The sequence below is a fragment of the Streptomyces sp. HD genome, assembly GCF_028369295.1.
Classification (GTDB): domain Bacteria; phylum Actinomycetota; class Actinomycetes; order Streptomycetales; family Streptomycetaceae; genus Streptomyces.
In genome coordinates, this window is record NZ_JAQMYP010000025.1 from 57,754 (window position 1) to 77,166 (window position 19,413).

Annotated in this window: 17 protein-coding genes; 13 read left to right on the forward strand and 4 right to left on the reverse strand. The window is 71.5% G+C overall.

What is annotated here, in order from left to right:
• Nucleotides 1–64: 64 nt before the first annotated feature.
• From POF73_RS24090 to POF73_RS24125, 8 genes are all read left to right on the forward strand, one after another.
• Nucleotides 65–859 (forward strand): TIGR03084 family metal-binding protein, encoded by a 795-nt coding sequence (locus tag POF73_RS24090; RefSeq protein WP_272118948.1) that lies wholly within the window; start codon nt 65–67, stop codon nt 857–859.
• Between the two features lie 65 nt (nt 860–924).
• Nucleotides 925–2,703 carry an acyclic terpene utilization AtuA family protein gene (locus POF73_RS24095; protein WP_443049641.1) on the forward strand — a complete coding sequence of 593 codons (1,779 nt, stop codon included), beginning with the start codon at nt 925–927 and terminating at the stop codon, nt 2,701–2,703.
• Entirely contained in the window at nt 2,700–4,298 is a 1,599-nt protein-coding gene (locus POF73_RS24100; protein ID WP_272118952.1) for an acyl-CoA carboxylase subunit beta, read from the forward strand. Before POF73_RS24095 ends, POF73_RS24100 begins: the two co-directional genes overlap by 4 nt.
• 5 nt (nt 4,299–4,303) lie before the next feature.
• Entirely contained in the window at nt 4,304–6,151 is a 1,848-nt protein-coding gene (locus POF73_RS24105) for an acetyl/propionyl/methylcrotonyl-CoA carboxylase subunit alpha (RefSeq protein WP_272118955.1), read from the forward strand.
• Nucleotides 6,152–6,206: 55 nt separating this feature from the next.
• Nucleotides 6,207–7,346 carry an acyl-CoA dehydrogenase family protein gene (locus POF73_RS24110; protein WP_272118958.1) on the forward strand — a complete coding sequence of 380 codons (1,140 nt, stop codon included), beginning with the start codon at nt 6,207–6,209 and terminating at the stop codon, nt 7,344–7,346.
• A 37-nt stretch (nt 7,347–7,383) separates the two neighbouring features.
• A complete protein-coding gene (locus POF73_RS24115) occupies nt 7,384–8,961 on the forward strand; it encodes a 4-coumarate--CoA ligase family protein (RefSeq protein WP_272118959.1) in 1,578 nt (525 codons plus the stop codon).
• Nucleotides 8,958–9,704 carry an enoyl-CoA hydratase family protein gene (locus POF73_RS24120; protein WP_272118960.1) on the forward strand — a complete coding sequence of 249 codons (747 nt, stop codon included), beginning with the start codon at nt 8,958–8,960 and terminating at the stop codon, nt 9,702–9,704. The genes POF73_RS24115 and POF73_RS24120 overlap by 4 nt, the downstream gene beginning before the upstream one ends.
• Complete coding sequence (locus POF73_RS24125) at nt 9,692–10,324, forward strand: TetR/AcrR family transcriptional regulator (RefSeq protein WP_272118962.1); 633 nt, start codon at nt 9,692–9,694, stop codon at nt 10,322–10,324. The genes POF73_RS24120 and POF73_RS24125 overlap by 13 nt, the downstream gene beginning before the upstream one ends.
• A 40-nt stretch (nt 10,325–10,364) precedes the next feature.
• On the opposite strand, the gene POF73_RS24130 is transcribed toward POF73_RS24125, so the two are convergent.
• The gene (locus tag POF73_RS24130; RefSeq protein WP_272118965.1) at nt 10,365–11,741 is read right to left on the reverse strand and encodes a serine/threonine-protein kinase; all 1,377 of its coding nucleotides are present in this window, start codon (nt 11,739–11,741) and stop codon (nt 10,365–10,367) included.
• A 228-nt stretch (nt 11,742–11,969) separates the two neighbouring features.
• Complete coding sequence (locus POF73_RS24135; protein ID WP_272118968.1) at nt 11,970–13,070, reverse strand: citrate synthase 2; 1,101 nt, start codon at nt 13,068–13,070, stop codon at nt 11,970–11,972.
• Between the two features lie 334 nt (nt 13,071–13,404).
• On the opposite strand from POF73_RS24135, the gene pdxH reads away from it, so the two are divergent.
• The 4 genes from pdxH to POF73_RS24155 all read left to right on the forward strand — a co-directional run bounded on the left by pdxH (nt 13,405) and on the right by POF73_RS24155 (nt 16,832).
• On the forward strand, nt 13,405–14,073 hold the full coding sequence (pdxH, locus tag POF73_RS24140; RefSeq protein WP_272118970.1) for a pyridoxamine 5'-phosphate oxidase: 669 nt from the start codon (nt 13,405–13,407) through the stop codon (nt 14,071–14,073).
• 334 nt (nt 14,074–14,407) lie between these two features.
• On the forward strand, nt 14,408–14,818 hold the full coding sequence (locus POF73_RS24145; RefSeq protein ID WP_272118972.1) for a RidA family protein: 411 nt from the start codon (nt 14,408–14,410) through the stop codon (nt 14,816–14,818).
• On the forward strand, nt 14,811–15,251 hold the full coding sequence (locus tag POF73_RS24150; RefSeq protein ID WP_272118973.1) for a GNAT family N-acetyltransferase: 441 nt from the start codon (nt 14,811–14,813) through the stop codon (nt 15,249–15,251). The genes POF73_RS24145 and POF73_RS24150 overlap by 8 nt, the downstream gene beginning before the upstream one ends.
• A gap of 135 nt (nt 15,252–15,386) precedes the next feature.
• Nucleotides 15,387–16,832 carry a PAS domain-containing protein gene (locus tag POF73_RS24155; RefSeq protein WP_272118974.1) on the forward strand — a complete coding sequence of 482 codons (1,446 nt, stop codon included), beginning with the start codon at nt 15,387–15,389 and terminating at the stop codon, nt 16,830–16,832.
• A 135-nt stretch (nt 16,833–16,967) separates the two neighbouring features.
• On the opposite strand, the gene POF73_RS24160 is transcribed toward POF73_RS24155, so the two are convergent.
• Together POF73_RS24160 and POF73_RS24165 are read right to left on the reverse strand one after the other, a co-directional pair.
• Nucleotides 16,968–17,723 carry an SIS domain-containing protein gene (locus POF73_RS24160; RefSeq protein ID WP_272118975.1) on the reverse strand — a complete coding sequence of 252 codons (756 nt, stop codon included), beginning with the start codon at nt 17,721–17,723 and terminating at the stop codon, nt 16,968–16,970.
• 52 nt (nt 17,724–17,775) lie between these two features.
• Complete coding sequence (locus tag POF73_RS24165) at nt 17,776–17,901, reverse strand: hypothetical protein (RefSeq protein ID WP_272118976.1); 126 nt, start codon at nt 17,899–17,901, stop codon at nt 17,776–17,778.
• Nucleotides 17,902–18,050: 149 nt separating this feature from the next.
• On the opposite strand from POF73_RS24165, the gene POF73_RS24170 reads away from it, so the two are divergent.
• Entirely contained in the window at nt 18,051–18,743 is a 693-nt protein-coding gene (locus POF73_RS24170; protein WP_062703554.1) for a metal-dependent transcriptional regulator, read from the forward strand.
• Nucleotides 18,744–19,413 lie beyond the last annotated feature (670 nt).

The following is a 19,413-nucleotide window of genomic DNA, read 5'->3' on the forward strand; positions in this document are numbered from 1 at the left end:
AGTCCGGCAACAAATTAATGCAAGCACGCTTGCTTGTTTCTGGTGCCGCTGCCATGCTCGCCCCATGGCCGACCCGACGCCCGTGTTCGACGACCTGCGTGCCGAGAGTGACGAACTCGACGGCTTGGTCGCCGAGTTGAGCCCCGAGCAGTGGGCGCTCCCGACCCCCGCCCCCGGCTGGACCATCGCCCACCAGATCGCCCACCTCGCCTGGACCGACCACTCGGCGCTGCTGGCGGTGACCGACGTGGAGGCCTTCCATGCGCTGGTGGAAACGGCCCTGAAGACGCCGGGATCCTTTGTCGACGAGGGTGCGGAGGAGGGGGCCGGGCTGCCGCCCGCCGAGCTGCTGGCGCGGTGGCGGGAAGGGCGGGCCGCGCTCGACACGGCGTTGCGCGAGGCGCCGCAGGGCGTGCGGTTCCCCTGGTACGGCCCACCCATGTCCGCCGCCTCCATGGCCACGGCCCGACTCATGGAGACCTGGGCCCACGGTATGGACGTCACCGAGACCCTGGGTGTGGTGCGCACACCCACCGACCGGCTGCGGCATGTGGTGTGGATCGGGGTAAGGACGAGGGACTTCGCCTTCGGTGTCCACGGGCTTCCCGCGCCGCTGGACGACTTCCGCGTCGAACTGATCTCGCCCTCCGGTGAGTTGTGGGCATTCGGCCCCGAGGACGCACCCCAGCGCGTCACCGGCCCGGCGCTCGACTTCTGTCTCCTGGTCACCCAGCGCGCCCACCGTTCCGACCTCGCCCTGCGCGCCGAAGGCCCCGACGCCGACCGCTGGTTCGACATCGCCCAGGTCTTCGCGGGCCCACCCGGCGCGGGCCGGGAGCCGAAGGGGGCCGCGCGGTGACGCGCGCTCCCCGCCCGCTGCGGATCGGCAACGCCTCCGGCTTCTACGGCGACCGCTTCGGCGCCATGCGCGAGATGCTCACCGGCGGTGACCTGGACATCCTCACCGGCGACTACCTGGCCGAGCTGACCATGCTGATCCTCGGCCGGGACCGGCTGAAGGACCCCGGCGCCGGGTATGCCCGCACCTTCCTGCGGCAGCTGGAGGAGTGCCTCGGGCTGGCGCACGAGCGGGGGGTGCGTGTCGTCGCCAACGCGGGTGGGCTCAACCCTGCCGGACTGGCCGATGCGGTGCGGAAGCTGGCGGACCGGCTCGGCGTCCCGGTGCGCGTCGCCCATGTCGAGGGCGACGACCTCAAGGAGCGGTACCAGGACCGGTATCCGGACAGTCTCGCCGCCCACGCCTATCTCGGCGGCTTCGGCATCGCCGCCTGCCTGCGGGAGGGTGCGGACATCGTCGTCACCGGGCGGGTGACGGACGCGGCCCTGGTCAGCGGGCCCGCCGCCGCTCACTTCGGCTGGGAACGGACGGACTACGACCGGCTCGCGGGGGCCGTCGTCGCCGGACATGTGCTGGAGTGCGGGGCGCAGGCGACCGGCGGCAACTACGCCTTCTTCCATGAGCGGGGCCGTGACCTCGGGAAACTCCGTCACCCCGGCTTCCCGCTCGCCGAGCTCCACGAGGACGGCAGCTGCGTCATCACCAAGCACCCCGGCACCGGCGGCTTCGTCGACGTCGGCACGGTGACGGCCCAACTGCTGTACGAGACGGCCGGCGCCCGGTACGCGGGACCGGATGTCACCGCCCGCCTGGACACCGTACGGCTCACCCAGGACGGCCCCGATCGCGTCCGTGTCGACGGCGTACGCGGCGAGGCCCCGCCCCCCACCCTCAAGGTCGGCGTCAATCGCCTCGGCGGCTTCCGGGGCGAGGTCGCCTTCGTGCTCACCGGCCTCGACATCGAGGCGAAGGCCGAGCTCGTGCGCGCGCAGATGACGGACGCGCTGGCCAAGTCACCGCCCGCCGAGGTCCGCTGGGATCTCGTGCGCACCGACCGGCCCGACGCTCCGAGCGAGGAGACGGCGAGCGCGTTGCTGCGGCTGGTCGTGCGCGACCGGGACCAGGCGGCGGTCGGGCGGGCCCTCAGCGGGGCCGCCGTGGAGCTGGCGCTTGCGAGCTACCCCGGCTTCCATGTGCTGGCGCCGCCCGGAAAGGGCGCGCCCTATGGGGTCTTCGAGGATGTGTACGTCCCCCATGGTGCCGTCGACCATGTGGCCGTCCTCCATGACGGACGCCGGATCCCTGTGCCGCCGGCCCACGACACCACCGCACAGGCCGTACGGGCCGTACGGGCCGTACAGGACGGGCTGCCGGAGCGGCCCCTGCTGGAGCCGCCCCCGCTGGAGCCGCCACTGTCGGATCCCTTGCCGGACGTACCGGATCCCTTGCCGGACGTACCGGATCTCCTGCCGGATGTACCGGATCCCTTGCCGGAGCCCCTGTCACCCGGGCCCACGAAGCGCGCCCCGCTCGGCCTGGTCGTCGGCGCCCGCAGCGGCGACAAAGGCGGGAACGCCAACGTCGGTGTCTGGGCGCGGACGGACGACGCCTGGCGGTGGCTCGCGCATGCCCTCACCGTCGACCGCTTCCGCGAGCTCCTGCCGGAGACCGCCGACCTGACCGTCGTACGCCATCTCCTGCCCAACCTCCGCGCCCTCAACTTCGTGGTCGAGGGCATCCTCGGCGCGGGCGTCGCCGCCCAGCACCGTTTCGATCCGCAGGCCAAGGCCCTCGGGGAATGGCTGCGCTCCCGTCACCTGGACATCCCGGAGAGTCTGTTGTGACCGTCCTGCCGTCCACCCTGGACATCAACGGCCCCGACCACCGGGCCAACCGCGAGGCCATGCTCGGCAAGCTCGCCGAGCTCGACGCCGAGCACGCCAAGGCGCTCGCCGGGGGCGGCCCCAAGTACGTCGAACGGCATCGCAAACGCGGCAAGCTGCTCGCCCGGGAGCGCATCGAGCTGCTCCTCGACCCGGACACGCCGTTCCTGGAGCTGTCCCCCCTGGCCGCCTGGGGCAGCGACTACACGGTCGGCGCGTCCCTGGTCACCGGCATCGGAGTGGTCGAGGGCGTGGAGTGTCTGATCACCGCCAACGACCCGACCGTGCGCGGGGGAGCGAGCAATCCCTGGTCGCTGAAGAAGGCCCTGCGCGCCAACGACATCGCCCTCGCCAACCGGCTGCCCGTCATCAACCTCGTCGAGTCGGGCGGCGCCGATCTTCCTTCCCAGAAGGAGATCTTCATCCCCGGCGGCGCCATCTTCCGGGACCTGACGCGGCTGTCGGCGGCCGGGATCCCCACCGTCGCGGTCGTCTTCGGCAACTCGACGGCGGGCGGTGCCTACGTCCCCGGCATGTCCGACCACGTGATCATGGTCAAGGAACGCGCCAAGGTGTTTCTCGGCGGACCGCCGCTGGTGAAGATGGCCACCGGCGAGGAGAGCGACGACGAGTCGCTGGGCGGCGCGGAGATGCACGCGCGTGTGTCTGGTCTCGCCGACTACTTCGCCGTGGACGAACCGGATGCGCTGCGCCAGGCACGGCGCGTGGTCGCCCGCCTCAACCACCGCAAGGCGTACGGCGATCCGGGCCCCGCCGAACCGCCCAAGTACGACGCCGACGACCTCCTCGGCATCGTCCCCGGCGACCTCAAGACGCCCTTCGACCCGCGCGAGGTCATCGCCCGGATCGTCGACGGCTCCGACTTCGACGAGTTCAAGCCGATGTACGGGACCAGCCTGACCACCGGCTGGGCGGCGCTCCACGGCTATCCGGTCGGCGTGCTGGCGAACGCACAGGGCGTCCTGTTCAGCGAGGAGTCCCAGAAAGCGGCCCAGTTCATCCAGCTCGCCAACCAGCGCGACATCCCGCTGCTGTTCCTGCACAACACCACCGGCTACATGGTGGGCAGCCAGTACGAACAGGGCGGCATCATCAAGCACGGCGCGATGATGATCAACGCGGTCAGCAACAGCCGCGTGCCCCATCTGTCCGTCCTCATGGGCGCGTCCTACGGCGCCGGCCACTACGGCATGTGTGGTCGCGCCTACGACCCCCGCTTCCTCTTCGCCTGGCCCAGCGCCAAGTCGGCCGTCATGGGCCCCCAGCAGCTCGCGGGCGTGCTCTCGATCGTGGCCCGGCAGTCGGCGGCCGCGAAGGGCCTGCCGTACGACGAGGAGGGGGACGCGGCGCTGCGCGCCATGGTGGAGCAGCAGATCGAGTCGGAGTCGCTGCCCATGTTCCTGTCCGGGCGGCTGTACGACGACGGCGTCATAGATCCGCGCGACACCCGCACGGTCCTCGGTATGTGCCTGTCCGCCATCCACACGGCGCCCTATGAGGGCGCGCGCGGTGGCTTCGGCGTCTTCCGGATGTGAGGCTGATGATTTCGACTCTGCTGGTCGCCAACCGGGGCGAGATCGCCTGCCGTATCTTCCGCACCTGCCGTGAGTTGGGAATCCGGACGGTCGCCGTGCACTCGGACCCCGACGCGAACGCCCTCCACGCACGCGTGGCCGACGCGGCGGTACGGCTGCCGGGAGCGGCGCCCGCCGACACCTACCTGGACGCCGGGCTGATCGTGAAGGCGGCGGTGGCGGCCGGTGCGGACGCCGTGCACCCCGGCTACGGCTTCCTCTCCGAGAACGCCGACTTCGCACGCGCCGTCCTCGACGCGGGCCTCGTCTGGGTCGGCCCGCCCCCGGAGGCGATCGAGGCGATGGCGTCCAAGACACGGGCGAAGGAGCTGATGGGGCTGGCGCCCTTGGGCGAGGTCACCGAGGCCGACCTGCCCGTCCTGGTGAAGGCGGCGGCGGGCGGCGGAGGGCGCGGCATGCGCGTCGTGCGCCACCTGGACGACCTCGACACGGCCCTGCAGAGCGCCCGCTCCGAGGCCGCGAGCGCCTTCGGCGACGGTGAGGTGTTCGTCGAGCCCTACGTCGAGAACGGCCGCCACGTCGAGGTGCAGATCCTCGCCGACACCCACGGCACGGTCTGGCCCCTCGGCACCCGGGACTGCTCCCTCCAGCGCCGTCACCAGAAGGTCGTCGAGGAGTCCCCGGCGCCCGGACTCCCCGAGCCGCTCACCGACGAACTGCACACGCTGGCCGTACGCGCCGCCCGCGCCGTTGACTACGTCGGCGCCGGCACCGTCGAGTTCCTGGTCGCCGGCGACCAGGCGCACTTCCTGGAGATGAACACCCGCCTCCAGGTCGAACACCCCGTGACGGAAGCGGTCTTCGGCCTCGACCTGGTCGCGGAACAGTTCCGCATCGCCGAAGGCCACGCCCTCCCCGACGCCCCGCCACGCGCGCGTGGCCACGCCGTGGAGGCCCGCCTCTACGCGGAGGACCCGGCCCGCGACTGGGCCCCGCAGACCGGCGCCCTGCACCGCTTCGCCGTACCCGACAGTGTCCGCCTGGACACCGGCTTCACCGACGGCGACGAGATCGGCGTCCACTACGACCCGATGCTCGCCAAACTCGTCGCCCACGCCCCCACGCGGGCGGAGGCCATCCGCAAGCTGGCGGCCGCGCTGGAGCAGTCGACGATCCACGGCCCGCTCACCAACCGCGACCTCCTGGTCGCCTCCCTCCGCCACGACGAGTTCACGAGCGCCCGCATGGACACGGGCTTCTACGACCGCCACCTCACCGACCTGACCGAGCCCACCCCCGACCCCTGCGCCCCCCTGGCCGCCGCCCTCGCCGACGCCCACGACCGCTCCCGATTCGGCGGCTGGCGCAACGTTCCCTCACAGCCGCAGGTCAAGCGGTACACGATGGCGGGCGAGGAGACCGAGGTCCGCTACCGCCACACGCGCGCGGGCGGCCTGGAGGCCGACGGCGTACGCGTCGTGCACGCCGACGCGCGTCTCGTCGTACTCGAAGTGGACGGCGTACGAAGGAGCTACGAGGTCGCGCGATACGGCGACGAGATCCACGCGAACACCACCCGCCTCACCGCACTACCCCGCTTCCCGGACCCGACGGCACAGCACGCGCCGGGTTCGCTGCTCGCGCCGATGCCGGGGACGGTCGTACGGGTCGCCGACGGCGTGACCGCAGGAGCCGCCGTACGGGCCGGAGAGCCCCTGCTGTGGCTGGAGGCGATGAAGATGGAGCACAAGATCACGGCACCCGTCTCGGGGACGCTGAGCGCTTTGAACGCCGTACCTGGTCAGCAGGTGACGGTCGGCTCATTGCTGGCGGTAGTGCAAAACACCCCCTAGGGGCGCGGGGAACTGCGCGACCAGCCACATCGAACCCGCAGCCCGAAGGAGTCCCATGACCACCCACGTCGAAACCGATGAACACAAGGCCCTACGAGCCGCCGTATCCGCCCTCGGCACCCGCCACGGCCGCACCTTCACCCGAGAAGACCTCTGGTCGGAGGCGGCCAAACTCGGCTACCTCGGCGTCAACCTGCCGGAGGCATACGGCGGCGGAGGCGGCGGCATCGCCGAACTCTCCATAGTCCTGGAGGAGTTGGGCGCCGCAGGTTGCCCCCTGCTCATGATGATCGTGTCTCCCGCCATCTGCGGCACAGTGATCGCCCGCTTCGGCACGGACACCCAGAAACAGCACTGGCTCCCCGGCCTCGCCGACGGCACCCTCACCATGGCCTTCGGCATCACCGAGCCCGACGCCGGCTCCAACAGCCACCGCATCACCACCACGGCCCGACGCGACCCGGACACCGGGGACTGGCTGCTCACCGGCCGCAAAGTCTTCGTCTCCGGCGTAGACATAGCCGACGCCACCCTCATAGTCGGCCGTACGGCAGACGCCCGCACCGGCACCCTCAAGCCCTGCCTGTTCATCGTCCCCCGTGAAGCGCCCGGCTTCACGCGCCGCAAGATCGACATGGAACTCGACGCGGCGGAGAAGCAGTTCGAGCTCGTCCTGGACGACGTACGGCTCCCCGCCGACGCACTCGTCGGCGACGAGGACGCGGGCCTCCTCCAGCTCTTCGCCGGCCTCAACCCCGAACGCATCATGACGGCCGCCTTCGCGATCGGCATGGGCCGCTACGCCCTCGCGCGTGCCGTCGAGTACGCGCGCGACCGTACCGTCTGGAAGGCTCCCATCGGCGCCCACCAGGCCATCGCGCATCCCCTGGCCCAGGCCCACATCGACCTGGAGCTGGCCCGCCTGATGATGCAGAAAGCGGCGTATCTGTACGACGCCGGGGACGACGTCGGCGCCGGTGAGGCCGCCAACATGGCCAAGTACGCGGCCGGGGAGGCCTGTGTGAAGGCGGTCGACCAGGCCGTGCACACCCTCGGCGGCAACGGGCTCACGCGCGAATTCGGGCTCGCCTCGTTGATAACCGCGGCGCGCGTGTCTCGTATTGCTCCGGTGAGCAGGGAGATGATTCTCAACTACATCTCCCACCAGACCCTGGGCCTGCCGAAGTCGTACTGACCGGCACCCGTCCGGCACCGTGTCGCGAGGAGGAACCGTGTTCCGCAGCGAGTACGCAGACGTCCCGGCCGTAGAACTCCCCATCCACGAGGCGGTCCTGGGCCGGGCCGCCGAGTTCGGGGACGCGCCCGCGCTCATCGACGGCACGGACGGCACCACCCTCACGTACGACATGCTCGACCGCTTCCACCGGCGCATCGCCGCCGCCCTCGCCGAGGCCGGCGTCCGCAAGGGCGACGTCCTCGCCCTGCACAGCCCCAACACGGTCGCCTTCCCGACGGCGTTCTACGCGGCCACGCGCGCGGGTGCCGTCGTCACGACCGTGCACCCGCTCGCCACGCCGGAGGAGTTCGGCAAGCAGCTCACGGACTCGGCGGCGCGCTGGATCGTCACCGTCTCGCCCCTGCTGGAGACGGCACGCCGAGCCGCCGAACTCGCGGGCGGAGTGGAGGAGATCTTCGTCTGCGACAGTGCGCCCGGACACCGCTCGCTGATCGACATGCTGGCGTCTGCGGCCCCCGAACCGCGGGTCGACATCGACCCCGCGACGGACGTCGCGGCCCTGCCGTACTCCTCCGGCACCACCGGCGTCCCCAAGGGCGTGATGCTCACCCACCGCCAGATAGCCACCAACCTCGCCCAGCTCGAACCCGCCGTCCCGGCCGGCCCGGGCGACCGCATCCTCGCCGTCCTGCCCTTCTTCCACATCTACGGCCTCACGGCGCTGATGAACGCGCCCCTGAGGCTGGGCGCCACGGTCGTCGTGCTGCCCCGCTTCGACCTGGGCACCTTCCTCGCGGCCATCCAGAACCACCGCATCACCGGCCTGTACGTGGCCCCGCCGATCGTGCTGGCCCTCGCCAAGCACCCGCTGGTCGCGCAGTACGACCTGTCGTCCCTGAGGTACATCATCAGCGCCGCCGCGCCCCTGGACGCGAGCCTGGCCGCCACCTGCTCACAGCGCCTCGGCCTGCCACCGGTAGGCCAGGCGTACGGCATGACGGAACTGTCGCCCGGCACCCACGTCGTCCCCCTCGACGCCATGCACGACGCCCCCGCCGGCACCGTCGGGCGGCTCATCGCCGGCACCGAGATGCGGATCGTCTCCCTCGACGACCCCGGCAAGGACCTCGGCGTCGGCGAGTCCGGCGAGATCCTGATCCGCGGCCCCCAGGTCATGAAGGGCTATCTCCGCCGCCCCGACGCCACCGCTGCGATGATCGACACCGACGGCTGGCTGCACACCGGCGACGTCGGCCATGTGGACGAGGGCGGCTGGCTGTTCGTCGTGGACCGCGTCAAGGAACTCATCAAGTACAAGGGCTTCCAGGTGGCCCCCGCCGAACTGGAGGCCCTTCTGCTCACCCACCCGGGCATCGCCGACGCCGCGGTGGTCGGCGTCTACAACGACGAGGGCAACGAGGTCCCGCACGCCTATGTGGTCCGCCAGCCGTCCGCCACCGACCTCTCCGAAGGCGAGGTCATGATGTACGTCGCCGAACGCGTCGCCCCCTACAAGCGCGTCCGCCAGGTCACCTTCATCGACGGTGTCCCTCGGGCCGCCTCCGGCAAGATCCTGCGCCGCGAACTGCGGGCGCCCGAGGAGAGCACATGACAGGACGTACGACGCTGATCGGCCGCACACGCGCGCGTGCCGTGGAAACCCTCAGCCTGGACTCCCCGGACACCCGCAACGCACTCTCGGCGGCCCTGGTCGGCGAACTCGCCGACGCGCTGACGGACTGCGCCAAGGACGCCGGCGTACGCGCGATCGTCCTCACCCACACCGGCAACACGTTCTGTGCGGGTGCGGACCTGCGCGACCCGCCGCCGGCGGACGCGCTGGTGGCCCTGCTCAGGCAGATCGTCGAACTGCGCAAACCGGTCGTCGCCCGCGTCACCGGACACGTCCGCGCGGGCGGCCTGGGCCTGCTGGCGTCCTGTGACATGGCGGCGGCGGCACGCGAGGCCACCTTCGCCTTCACCGAGGTCCGGATCGGGGTGGCCCCCGCGGTCATCTCCCTCCCGGTCCTTCCGCGCACCGACCCCCGTGCCCTGGCCCGCTACTACCTCACCGGCGAACGCTTCACCGCGCCGGAGGCGGCCCGTATCGGCCTGCTCACGGCGGAGGGCGAGGATGTGGACGCCGTACTGGAGCCCCTGCTGGACGGCCTGCGCAGGGCCGCTCCCGAAGCCCTGGCCGAGACGAAGGCGCTGCTCACGGCTAAGGTGCTGGAAACCTTCGACCGGGACGCGGCCGACCTGACCGCACTCTCGGCCCGGCTCTTCTCCTCCGACACCGCGCGCGAGGGGATGACGGCCTTCCTCGAAAGACGGGATCCGGAATGGGTGGTGTGAGCACAGTCGGCGACCGCGTGGACCGGGCGGACCGGGCCGACCGCGTGCCCAAGCAGGATCGCAGCCGTGCCACCCGGCAGCGGCTCCTGGAGGCCGCCGTGGCCTGCCTCGCCGAACACGGCTGGGCGGGCTCCACGGTCTCCGTCGTCGCCGAACGCGCCGGAGTCTCCCGTGGCGCGGCCCAGCACCACTTCCCGACCCGCGAGGACCTCTTCACGGCGGCAGTGGAGTACGTCGCCGAGGAACGCTCGACGGCCCTGCGCGCCCTGTTCCCGCAGGGCGCCTCGGGCGACCGGCACGCGGTCGTCTCCGCCCTCGTCGACCTCTACACCGGTCCCCTGTTCCGCGCGGCCCTGCACCTGTGGGTGGCCGCCTCGAACGAGGAGCAGCTGCGCCCCCGGGTGACGGAACTGGAGGCCCGCGTCGGCCGCGAGACCCACCGGATCGCGGTGGACCTGCTGGGCGCCGACGAGTCCCGCCCCGGCGTACGCGAAACGGTCCAGGGCCTCCTCGACATGGCCCGCGGCCTGGGCCTCGCCAACCTCCTCACCGACGACACCGCCCGCCGCGACCGCGTCGTGGCGCAGTGGGCGGCGCTGCTGGAGGAGACGCTGGGCTGACGGCGTTGCCGTCCCGTGGGCGGGCGGCGGTTCGGCGTCGTCAGTCGTCCTCACCGTCGTCGTCCTGCTGCGCCCCGCGTTGCCGCGGTTGCTCGTGCTGGTTCTGGTCCTGGCCCCGATCCCGGTCGCGCCTGTCCTGGTCCTGCTGGGAGGCCGTCGAGGACGGAAGGGATGCCGGCGGGGACGCCGGCGCGGACGCGCCCGGGCCGGGCGGGGTCTCGGACTTCGTGCCCTGCGTGCCTGTGTCGTCGGGGGCGAACCACAGCATGCCGAGGAGCATCGCGGCCACGAAGAGCACCGCTCCGGCGGCCATGGCGACCACGCGCCGCGTCCCGCTCCCGGACCCGTGCCCGCTCCCGGACCCGTGCCTGGACGCGGCCCCGTGCCTGGACGCGGACCCGCGCCCGGATCCGGACCCGTGCCCGGATCCCGACCTGGACCTCGGGCCCGGTCCATCGGTGGGCGCCGGCCCGCGGGCGGACGGCAGCATGTACGTCGTCGGCGTGCTGGTCTCGCCCACCTGCTGTGACCCGGCGGCCGACGCCGCAGCGACCGGCGGTCGTCGCCGCGACGGCGAGGTCGCGTCGGGCAGTGGCTCGGAGCGCCCTTGCCAGGCGCCCTCGGCGAACCAGTCGGCGGCCTGCTGGGCGCCGGGCCGATGCTCGGGGTCCTTGGCGAGCAGGCCCAGGAGGTAGCTCTCGAAGGCGGGCGGCAGGCCGCAGACGCCCAGCTCGCGGGGCGGAACGGGGGCGGCGTCGAGATGCTGGTGGAGGATGCCGACGGCGGTGTCCGCGTGGAACGGCGGGCGGCCGGTCAGAAGCTGGTAGAGCACACAGCCCAGCGCGTAGACGTCGGAGGCCGGGCCCGCCGGCTTCCCCAGGGCGCGCTCGGGGGCGAGGTAGAGGCTGGTGCCGACGATCTGCCCGGTGGCGGTGAGCGCCGCGCCCGGGTCGTCCATGAAACGGGCGATCCCGAAGTCGCCGATCTTGAGGGTGCCGTCGGCGTCCAGGAGCAGGTTGCCGGGCTTGATGTCGCGGTGCACGATGCCCTGCCGGTGCGCGGCGGCCAGTCCCGCGGCGGCCTGGGCGGCGATCCGGGCCACGCGTTCGGCGGGCTGGGCGCCGGAGCGGGCCAGGGTCCGGGCGAGGCTGTCGCCCTCGACCAGCTCCATCACCAGGAAGAGCTGGTTGTCCTGCTCACCGAAGTCCCGTACGCCGACCACGTTCGGATGGTCGATGCGTGCCGCGGTCTGCGCCTCCATCCGGAACCGGGGCGTGGCGGTCGGGTCGGCGTCCTGGGGCAGCAGGAGCTTGACGGCCACCTGCCGGGCGAGCGCCTCGTCGTAGGCCCGCCAGACCTCGCCCATCCCACCGCGCCCGATCGACTCGATCAGCCGGTAGCGGCCCGCTATGAGCACCTGTTCCCCATCCCCCTCATGCAGTGAGACGTCCTGATCGCCGCAGGCCGTAACTCACCACGTGGGGACGGGTGATGGTGGGATGCCGCAGCCGCCTCAGCATACTGGCGGAGTGGATCAGTCACGTTCCGTATGCCGTCGTCGCCGACCTTCACGGGCATGGTTCGCGCCGGCCGCCGAGCGGCGTCACGCGGAGCTGGTCGGCTCCGCGTGACGCAGGGGCAGGGATCAGTGCGCGATGTCCTCGTAGCCCTCGACCTCGCGCGGGTCGCGCGGGCCCGGGCCGATGTAGCGGGCGGAGGGGCGGACGAGGCGGCCGGTGCGCTTCTGCTCCAGGATGTGCGCCGACCAGCCCGCCGTACGGGCGCAGGTGAACATGGACGTGAACATGTGCGCCGGTACCTCGGCGAAGTCCAGCATGATGGCGGCCCAGAACTCGACGTTCGTGGCCAGCACCCGGTCCGGGCGGCGATTGTGCAGCTCCTCCAGGGCCGCCTTCTCCAGGGCCTCGGCGACCTCGAAGCGGGGCGCGCCGAGCTCACGGGCGGTGCGGCGCAGGACGCGGGCGCGAGGGTCCTCGGCGCGGTAGACGCGGTGCCCGAAGCCCATCAGACGCTCGCCCTTGTCGAGGGTCTGCTTCACATACGCCTCGGCGTCGCCGGTGCGCTCGATCTCCTCGATCATGTGCAGGACACGGGAGGGGGCGCCGCCGTGCAGCGGGCCGGACATGGCTCCCACGGCGCCGGAGAGGGCGGCGGCCACGTCGGCGCCGGTGGAGGCGATGACGCGGGCCGTGAAGGTGGAGGCGTTCATGCCGTGCTCGGCGGCGGATGTCCAGTAGGCGTCCACGGCGGCCACGTGCTTGGGGTCGGGCTCGCCGCGCCAGCGGATCATGAACCGCTCGACGACGGACTGCGCCTTGTCGATCTCGCGCTGCGGGACCATGGGCAGGCCCTGGCCGCGCGCGGACTGGGCGACGTAGGACAGGGCCATGACGGCGGCCCGGGCCAGGTCGGCGCGGGCCTGCTCCTCGCCGATGTCCAGAAGGGGTTTCAGGCCCCACACGGGCGCGAGCATGGCGAGCGCGGACTGGACGTCGACACGGATGTCGCCGGAGTGCACGGGGATCGGGAAGGGCTCGGCGGGCGGCAGTCCGGGACGGAAGGCACCGTCGACGAGCAGTCCCCAGACGTTGCCGAACGAGACATGGCCGACCAGGTCCTCGATGTCGACGCCCCGGTACCGAAGAGCGCCGCCCTCCTTGTCCGGTTCGGCGATCTCCGTCTCGAACGCGACGACTCCTTCGAGCCCGGGTACGAAGTCGGACATCAGGCGGCTCCTCGTGATGTGTGAGACAGGTGGGGTTGTGGTGGGACGACACATGCCGGTCGGCAGAGATGGCGCGTACGCCCGGTGGATACACGGTCACGGACCCGGGCTCGGATGCCAGGCTGCAGGCCTCCGGGGTTCCGGGCCGCGGCGGACTCGCGGTCCGGGGCGTACCCCTGTGATGCCCCGTGCGGCTGGCGGTCATCCAACCGCGACGGCAACAGCACGATATCCCCGAGTGCCACATTTGGGGAGGTCTTGCGGCACTCAGTGCCATCCAGTAATCGGGAACACCGTCCCGTACGGTGCCCGCCGCATACGGCAAGATGACCGCGTGACCGACCGAGACGCCGCCCCCCTCGACCCCGCCGCGATGCGCAAGCAGTACCGGGCCGAGGGCCTCGCCGAGAACGACCTGGCCGCCACTCCCGTCGAGCAGTTCGCGCGCTGGTTCAAGCAGGCCGCGGCGGAGGCCCATCTCTTCGAGCCGAACGCGATGATCGTCTCCACCGCGGACGCGGAGGGCCGGCCCAGCGCCCGTACGGTGCTGCTGAAGCAGTTCGACGAGCAGGGCTTCGTCTTCTACACCAACTACGACTCCCGCAAGGCCCGCGACCTCGCCGACAACCCGTACGTCTCGCTGCTGTTCCCCTGGCACCCGATGGCCCGCCAGGTCATCGTCACGGGCGTGGCCCGGCGCACCGGACGGGACGAGACCGCCGCTTACTTCCGCACCCGCCCGCACGGCTCCCAGCTCGGCGCCTGGGCCAGTGCGCAGTCCTCGATCATCGCGACCCGAGCCGATCTCGACGCCTCCTACGCCGAGCTGGCCGCCCGCTATCCCGAGGGCGAGCAGGTGCCGGTGCCGCCGCACTGGGGAGGTTTCCGGGTGGCGCCGCAGCTGGTGGAGTTCTGGCAGGGACGCGAGAACCGGCTGCACGACCGGCTGCGGTATGTCGCGCAGCAGGACGGGAGCTGGCGGGTGGAGCGGCTCAGCCCGTGAACCGGGCGCCGCGTGAGGGCCGGGAAAGCAGACGACCCGCGAGCTCGGGTTCCTCCGCCTGGCGGCGAAGGAGCCGGCCGGACGTACCGGCGAGCTCGCGGGTCGGGTGACTGCTGGGATTGGGCCGGCTGCACGCGTCTGTCACGCGCTGGTCCGGCACCGCACTGGGTGGGGTGACGGGCCGCTAGCCCGCAGCCACCTCACGCGTCCGGTATTCATACATCTGCCGAACCACCTCCCTTCTCGTGTGCACCACACCCTAGGAAGCGGTCCGGCCCCGATCAACCGCTTTTTTCCTTGGATCTGTCCGTGCCGGTCACCTAGCGTTCCGTGCATGACAAAGCAGCAGGCGGAGCGGCGGGCGATTCTCAGCGGTTCGACCTTCGAGGAGCAGATCGGGTACGCGCGTGCCGTGGTCGACGGGGACTGGGTGCATGTGTCGGGGACGACGGGGTTCGACTACACGACGATGACGATCTCCGAGGACGTGGTGGAGCAGGCCGAGCAGTGTCTGCGGAACGTGGGGGCCGCGCTGGAGGAGGCGGGGGCCTCGTTCGCCGATGTGGTGCGGGTGCGGTATCTGCTGCCGGAGCGGGCCGACTTCGAGCCGTGCTGGCCGGTGCTGCGGCGGCACTTCGGTCAGGTGCGGCCGGCGGCGACGATGATGATGTGCGGGCTCGCGGATCCTCGTATGAAGATCGAGATTGAGGTGTACGCGCGCCGGGGAGGCGGCTCTCATGTCTGATCTTCGGATTGCGCCGGTCGACGGTGAGGTCATGCTGGAGGAGTGGCGGCACGTCCACAACGTGATCGTCCCGCCCGCGGCCATGGACCTCGACGAGGTGCGGGAGCGCGCCGGGCGGTACCGCCTGCGGAACGCGTACGCCGGTGACGTCCTCGTCGGCTGTTCGACGGTGCGCCCGCCGGAGGGCGAGGGCGCGGTGGCGACGGTCATCGCGCGCGTGCTGCCCGAGTACCGGCGGCGTGGCTACGGCGCGGAGCTGTACGAGGACGGGCTGGCCCACGCGCGCGTGCTGGGCGCCGGGGCGGTCGAGACCTGTGTGCTGGCCGTCAACGAGGACGGGTTGCGGTTCGCCGGGGCGCGGGGATTCGTCGAGATCGATCGGTATGTACTGGACGGTGAGAGCGATCAATGGGTGGACCTGCGGTTGGAGTAGGCAGGCGACGGCTCGTACAACGATTCCTTCAATCTTGGGGAACACGGTGTGTGCTGCGTCACGTTCCAGTTAGATGATTGCAAGTGAGCGAACCGACGCGTCGTACGTGCGGACGCAGCTTGGCAGGGGGTCCAGGTGAGTGCTTCCCGGCGTAGTGGGACCACCGACGAGCTGGGGCCGGACGAACCCGAGCGGGACGGTCCGGACGAGTCGTCGGGTGGTTCGGAGGGTTCGGCAGGCGGCTCCGATTTGCTGGCCGCGCTGCTGGACGGGATGGACGCTGCCCTGTGCGCCTTCGACGGCGACGGGGTCGTCACCCATTGGAACCGTGAGGCGGAGCGCATCCTCGGGTGGTCCGCGGCGGAGGCCGTCGGGCGGCACGGTTTCGCCGGATGGGCGGTGCGCGAGGCCGACGCCGAGGAGGTCGAGGCGCGGCTGATGTCCGCCATGCACGCTCCCGGGCGGCAGGTGCACGAGTTCGCACTGCTGACCAAGGACGGCGGCCGGGTTCTCGTACGGACCCAGTCGGCGGCCGTACGCGGTCCGGACGGGAAGCCCGCCGGGGTGTACTGCGCCTTCAGCGAGGTGCACGCGCAGATCGATCTGGAGCGGTCGATCGCGCTGAGCGAGGCCCTGTTCGAGGACGCGTCGTGGGGTGTCGTCCTGGTCGACGCCGATCTGCGGCCGGCCGTGGTGAACGCGCACGCGGCCCGTGCGCTGGGCATCGGGCGTACGTCCGTGCTCGGCCGGCCGCTCGGTGAGCTGCTCGCCCAAGGGGTGGAGGAGCTGGAGAGCGCGCTCACGCATGTGCTGGCGGAGGGCGCGCCGCCCGCGCCGGCCGAGATCTGGGTGAGCGTACGGACACCGGAGGGCGAGCGGCGGCGGTGCTGGCGGTGCGGCTTCGTACGGCTGGCCTCGCCGCTCGCGGAGGAGCCGGTGCCGTTGGGGGTGGGCTGGCTCTTCCAGGACGTGACCGCGGCCAAGCAGAGCGAGCAGGAGGCGGCGCTGCTGCGGTTCCGGACGAACCAGCTGCATCGGGCCGCGCGTGCCGCCGCCGAGTGCGAGGACCCTGTCGAGGCGGCCACCGTGCATCTGGACTTCGCGCTGGCCGGGTTCGCCGACCATGCGCTGATCGACCGGGCCGCGGGTGGGGCCGGTGGGGCTGTCACGGATTCGGATACGGATACGGCGGAGCCGGTACGGCTCGTCCGGGTCGCCGTGACGCCGTCCGGGGCGCCGGGCCCGAGTCTGCTCGGCGGGGAGGCCGGGCTGCCGGTGCGCTATGCCGAGGGTCATCCGGCGTTGCAGTGCGTGGCTCGGGCCGGGTCGGTGCGGGCCGATGCGGGGAACATGCCGGCGGAGCGGGCGCGTGAGTGGGCCGTGGGACGGCAGTGGCCGGCGGACGCCGTGCACGCGTTGTGTGCCGTGTTGCGGAGCCGGGGGCGGACCTTGGGGGTCGTCACGTTTCTGCGGGGCTCGGGGCGCAGCGCGTTCGAGCGCAGTGATGCGGTGTACGCGGAGGATGTCGCGGTGCGGATCGCCTCCGCGCTGGATTTGGCGGGGGTTCTGGAGGCGGAGTAGCGGGGGCTCCCGGGGGGTCTGGGAGGTCTGGGAGCTCCAGGAGGTCCGGGGGATCCTGGAGGTCCGGGGGATCCTGGAGGTCCGGGGGATCCTGGAGGTCCGGGAGATCCGGGAGCGCGCCGGTCCGTCGGCGGTTCACTGCCGGTAGAAGATCCTGTCGCCGTACTTCTCGAACACCTCGCCGTTCCAGTCGTGGCCGCCGTCCACGTTGCCGGAGCGCAGGAGCGGGGGCTCGATGCCTCGGGTGGCCAGGGAGCCGGCTGCCGTGGCCATGACCGCCTGGAGGAGTGCCGTGGTGACGACCGTGGACGCCGGGGCGAAGGGGGCCGGGACGGTGTCGAGGGTGAGGGTCGCGTCGCCGATCGCGATCTTCGAGTCGAGGACGATGTCGCAGTGGTCCTTGAGGTAGGTCCCGGAGACATGGCGGGACTTCGTCTCCGAGGCGTACGCCACTGAGGTCACGCCGATGACCTTGACGCCGAGGGCGCGGGCCTTGACGGCCATCTCCACGGGGAGGGCGTTGCGGCCGGAGAGGGAGATGATGATCAGGGCATCGCCCGCGCGCAGGGGGGAGCTGTCCAGGACGGCGCTCGCCAGGCCGTCCACGCGTTCGAGGGCGGAGCCGAGGGTGGCGGGCATGACGTCGACGCCTACGACGCCGGGGACGGCGAGCAGGTTCATCAGGGCGAGGCCGCCCGCGCGGTAGACGATGTCCTGGGCGGCGAGGGAGGAGTGGCCGGCGCCGAAGGCGAAGAGGCGGCCCTCGGCGGCGACGGTGTCGGCGAGCAGGGTGCCGGCTGCCTCGATGTTCTCGGCTTCCTCTGCACGGACCCGGTGGAGCAGGCCGATCGCGGCGTCGAAGAACTGGTCGGCCGGGCTGCTGTCGCTCATGCGGGGCCCCTCCGGGGTGGCTTGGGTGGTGCGGGCGCGTGTGTGTCGCGGATCACCGTGCGGTCTGGACCAGTGCGGTGTCAATACGGCCGGGGACGCCCGCGGCGGCCCGTTGCCGTCCGTTGCGGATGTCCCCTCCCGCCGTGGGCGGCTGCGGGGCCGTGCGGCTGTGGGCCATGGGGTGGATCCTCGCTTAACCCGTTGGTTTCAACTGCGCGGCACGGTTGTCAGTGGTATCCGGCAGAATTGACTACAGGGCCAGCGCACGCGCCGTGGAGCTGTCTCGCTTCCGGCTGAGCTAATCGCAGAGCTAATCGAGGGGCACGTATGTCCGGACTGATCGACACCACGGAGATGTATCTCCGCACCATCCTTGAGTTGGAGGAGGAAGGTGTGGTCCCCATGCGCGCCCGGATCGCCGAGCGGCTGGACCAGAGTGGACCCACCGTCAGTCAGACGGTGGCGCGGATGGAGCGTGACGGACTGGTGTCCGTGGCGACCGACCGGCATCTGGAGCTCACGGACGAGGGTCGGCGGCTGGCCACCCGTGTCATGCGCAAGCACCGCCTCGCGGAGTGTCTGCTCGTCGACGTGATCGGGCTGGAGTGGGAGCAGGTGCACGCCGAGGCGTGTCGCTGGGAGCACGTGATGAGCGAGGCCGTGGAGCGGCGCGTGCTGGAGCTGCTGCGGCACCCGACCGAGTCGCCGTACGGCAACCCCATCCCGGGGCTGGAGGAGCTCGGCGAGAAGGACGGCGCCGATCCGTTCCTGGACGAGGGCATGGTCTCGCTGGCCGATCTGGACCCGGGTGTCGAGGGCAAGACGGTCGTGGTGCGGCGCATCGGGGAGCCGATCCAGACCGACGCGCAGCTGATGTACACGCTGCGTCGGGCGGGGGTGCAGCCCGGCTCGGTGGTGAGCGTGACCGAGTCCGCGGGTGGTGTGCTGGTCGGTAGCGGCGGTGAGGCTGCGGAGCTGGAGGCGGACGTCGCCTCGCATGTGTTCGTCGCGAAGCGCTGACCCACCGGCAGCTGTCCATCTCGGGTTCCGTTCCGCGTAATTCCCGGTACGGGAGCGGGAGTTGTGGCGTTCTGCCGAACGCGTTGATTCCAAGATTCAGTGCGCCAAATCGCAGCGCTGGAACTCTTCGCGTGCAAGGCTGTCGCGAGAGGCATATGACCTGAGGGCTCTGGGCCGTGATCGCATGCGAGCGGCCGGTGAGGGGGCGGGCGGATGTGCCGTGGTTGTGGAGAGGGCCCCGGCGCCTTACGGCGCCGGGGCCTGTCCTCCCCTGTGCTGACCCGGAGCCCCGAGCTCTCAGGGTCATTCCCCTCGGACCGGTTTCCCCGAGCGGTCCGCCTCCCGGTGAAGGTCTCCCCTCGGCGGTGGCGATCAATCCTTGCCGGGGGTCACTCGAATGAGCGGTGTTGGCCGCGGAGACCCTATTTTCGAATACGGGTTCGATAGTCTGCGGGGTGACAGGTCACGCGGAACGTGCGCTTCAGGGATGTGCGCATAAGATCACGTGAGACACACAGGACATGCACATCGCATGCGAGGGCATCGACGGCGCGTGTGACACAGGTGGCGCTCGGTGCCCGCCGGAGCGGCAGCGGATACGGCAGGCAAGGCAGACAGGACGCGGTTCACAGGGTCGGCCGCATCGAGTGGGAGCGAGCGGGCCGAGCGG

Coding starts and splice junctions, on each gene's coding strand:
- POF73_RS24125 (WP_272118962.1), top strand. CDS start 9,692: ATGGGTGGTGTGAGCACAGTCGGCGACCGCGTGGACCGGGCGGACCGG.
- POF73_RS24135 (WP_272118968.1), bottom strand. CDS start 13,070: ATGTCCGACTTCGTACCCGGGCTCGAAGGAGTCGTCGCGTTCGAGACG.
- POF73_RS24165 (WP_272118976.1), bottom strand. CDS start 17,901: ATGGCCCACAGCCGCACGGCCCCGCAGCCGCCCACGGCGGGAGGGGAC.
- POF73_RS24145 (WP_272118972.1), top strand. CDS start 14,408: ATGACAAAGCAGCAGGCGGAGCGGCGGGCGATTCTCAGCGGTTCGACC.
- POF73_RS24170 (WP_062703554.1), top strand. CDS start 18,051: ATGTCCGGACTGATCGACACCACGGAGATGTATCTCCGCACCATCCTT.
- POF73_RS24160 (WP_272118975.1), bottom strand. CDS start 17,723: ATGAGCGACAGCAGCCCGGCCGACCAGTTCTTCGACGCCGCGATCGGC.
- POF73_RS24110 (WP_272118958.1), top strand. CDS start 6,207: ATGACCACCCACGTCGAAACCGATGAACACAAGGCCCTACGAGCCGCC.
- POF73_RS24120 (WP_272118960.1), top strand. CDS start 8,958: ATGACAGGACGTACGACGCTGATCGGCCGCACACGCGCGCGTGCCGTG.
- POF73_RS24105 (WP_272118955.1), top strand. CDS start 4,304: ATGATTTCGACTCTGCTGGTCGCCAACCGGGGCGAGATCGCCTGCCGT.
- POF73_RS24095 (WP_443049641.1), top strand. CDS start 925: ATGCGCGAGATGCTCACCGGCGGTGACCTGGACATCCTCACCGGCGAC.
- POF73_RS24150 (WP_272118973.1), top strand. CDS start 14,811: ATGTCTGATCTTCGGATTGCGCCGGTCGACGGTGAGGTCATGCTGGAG.
- POF73_RS24090 (WP_272118948.1), top strand. CDS start 65: ATGGCCGACCCGACGCCCGTGTTCGACGACCTGCGTGCCGAGAGTGAC.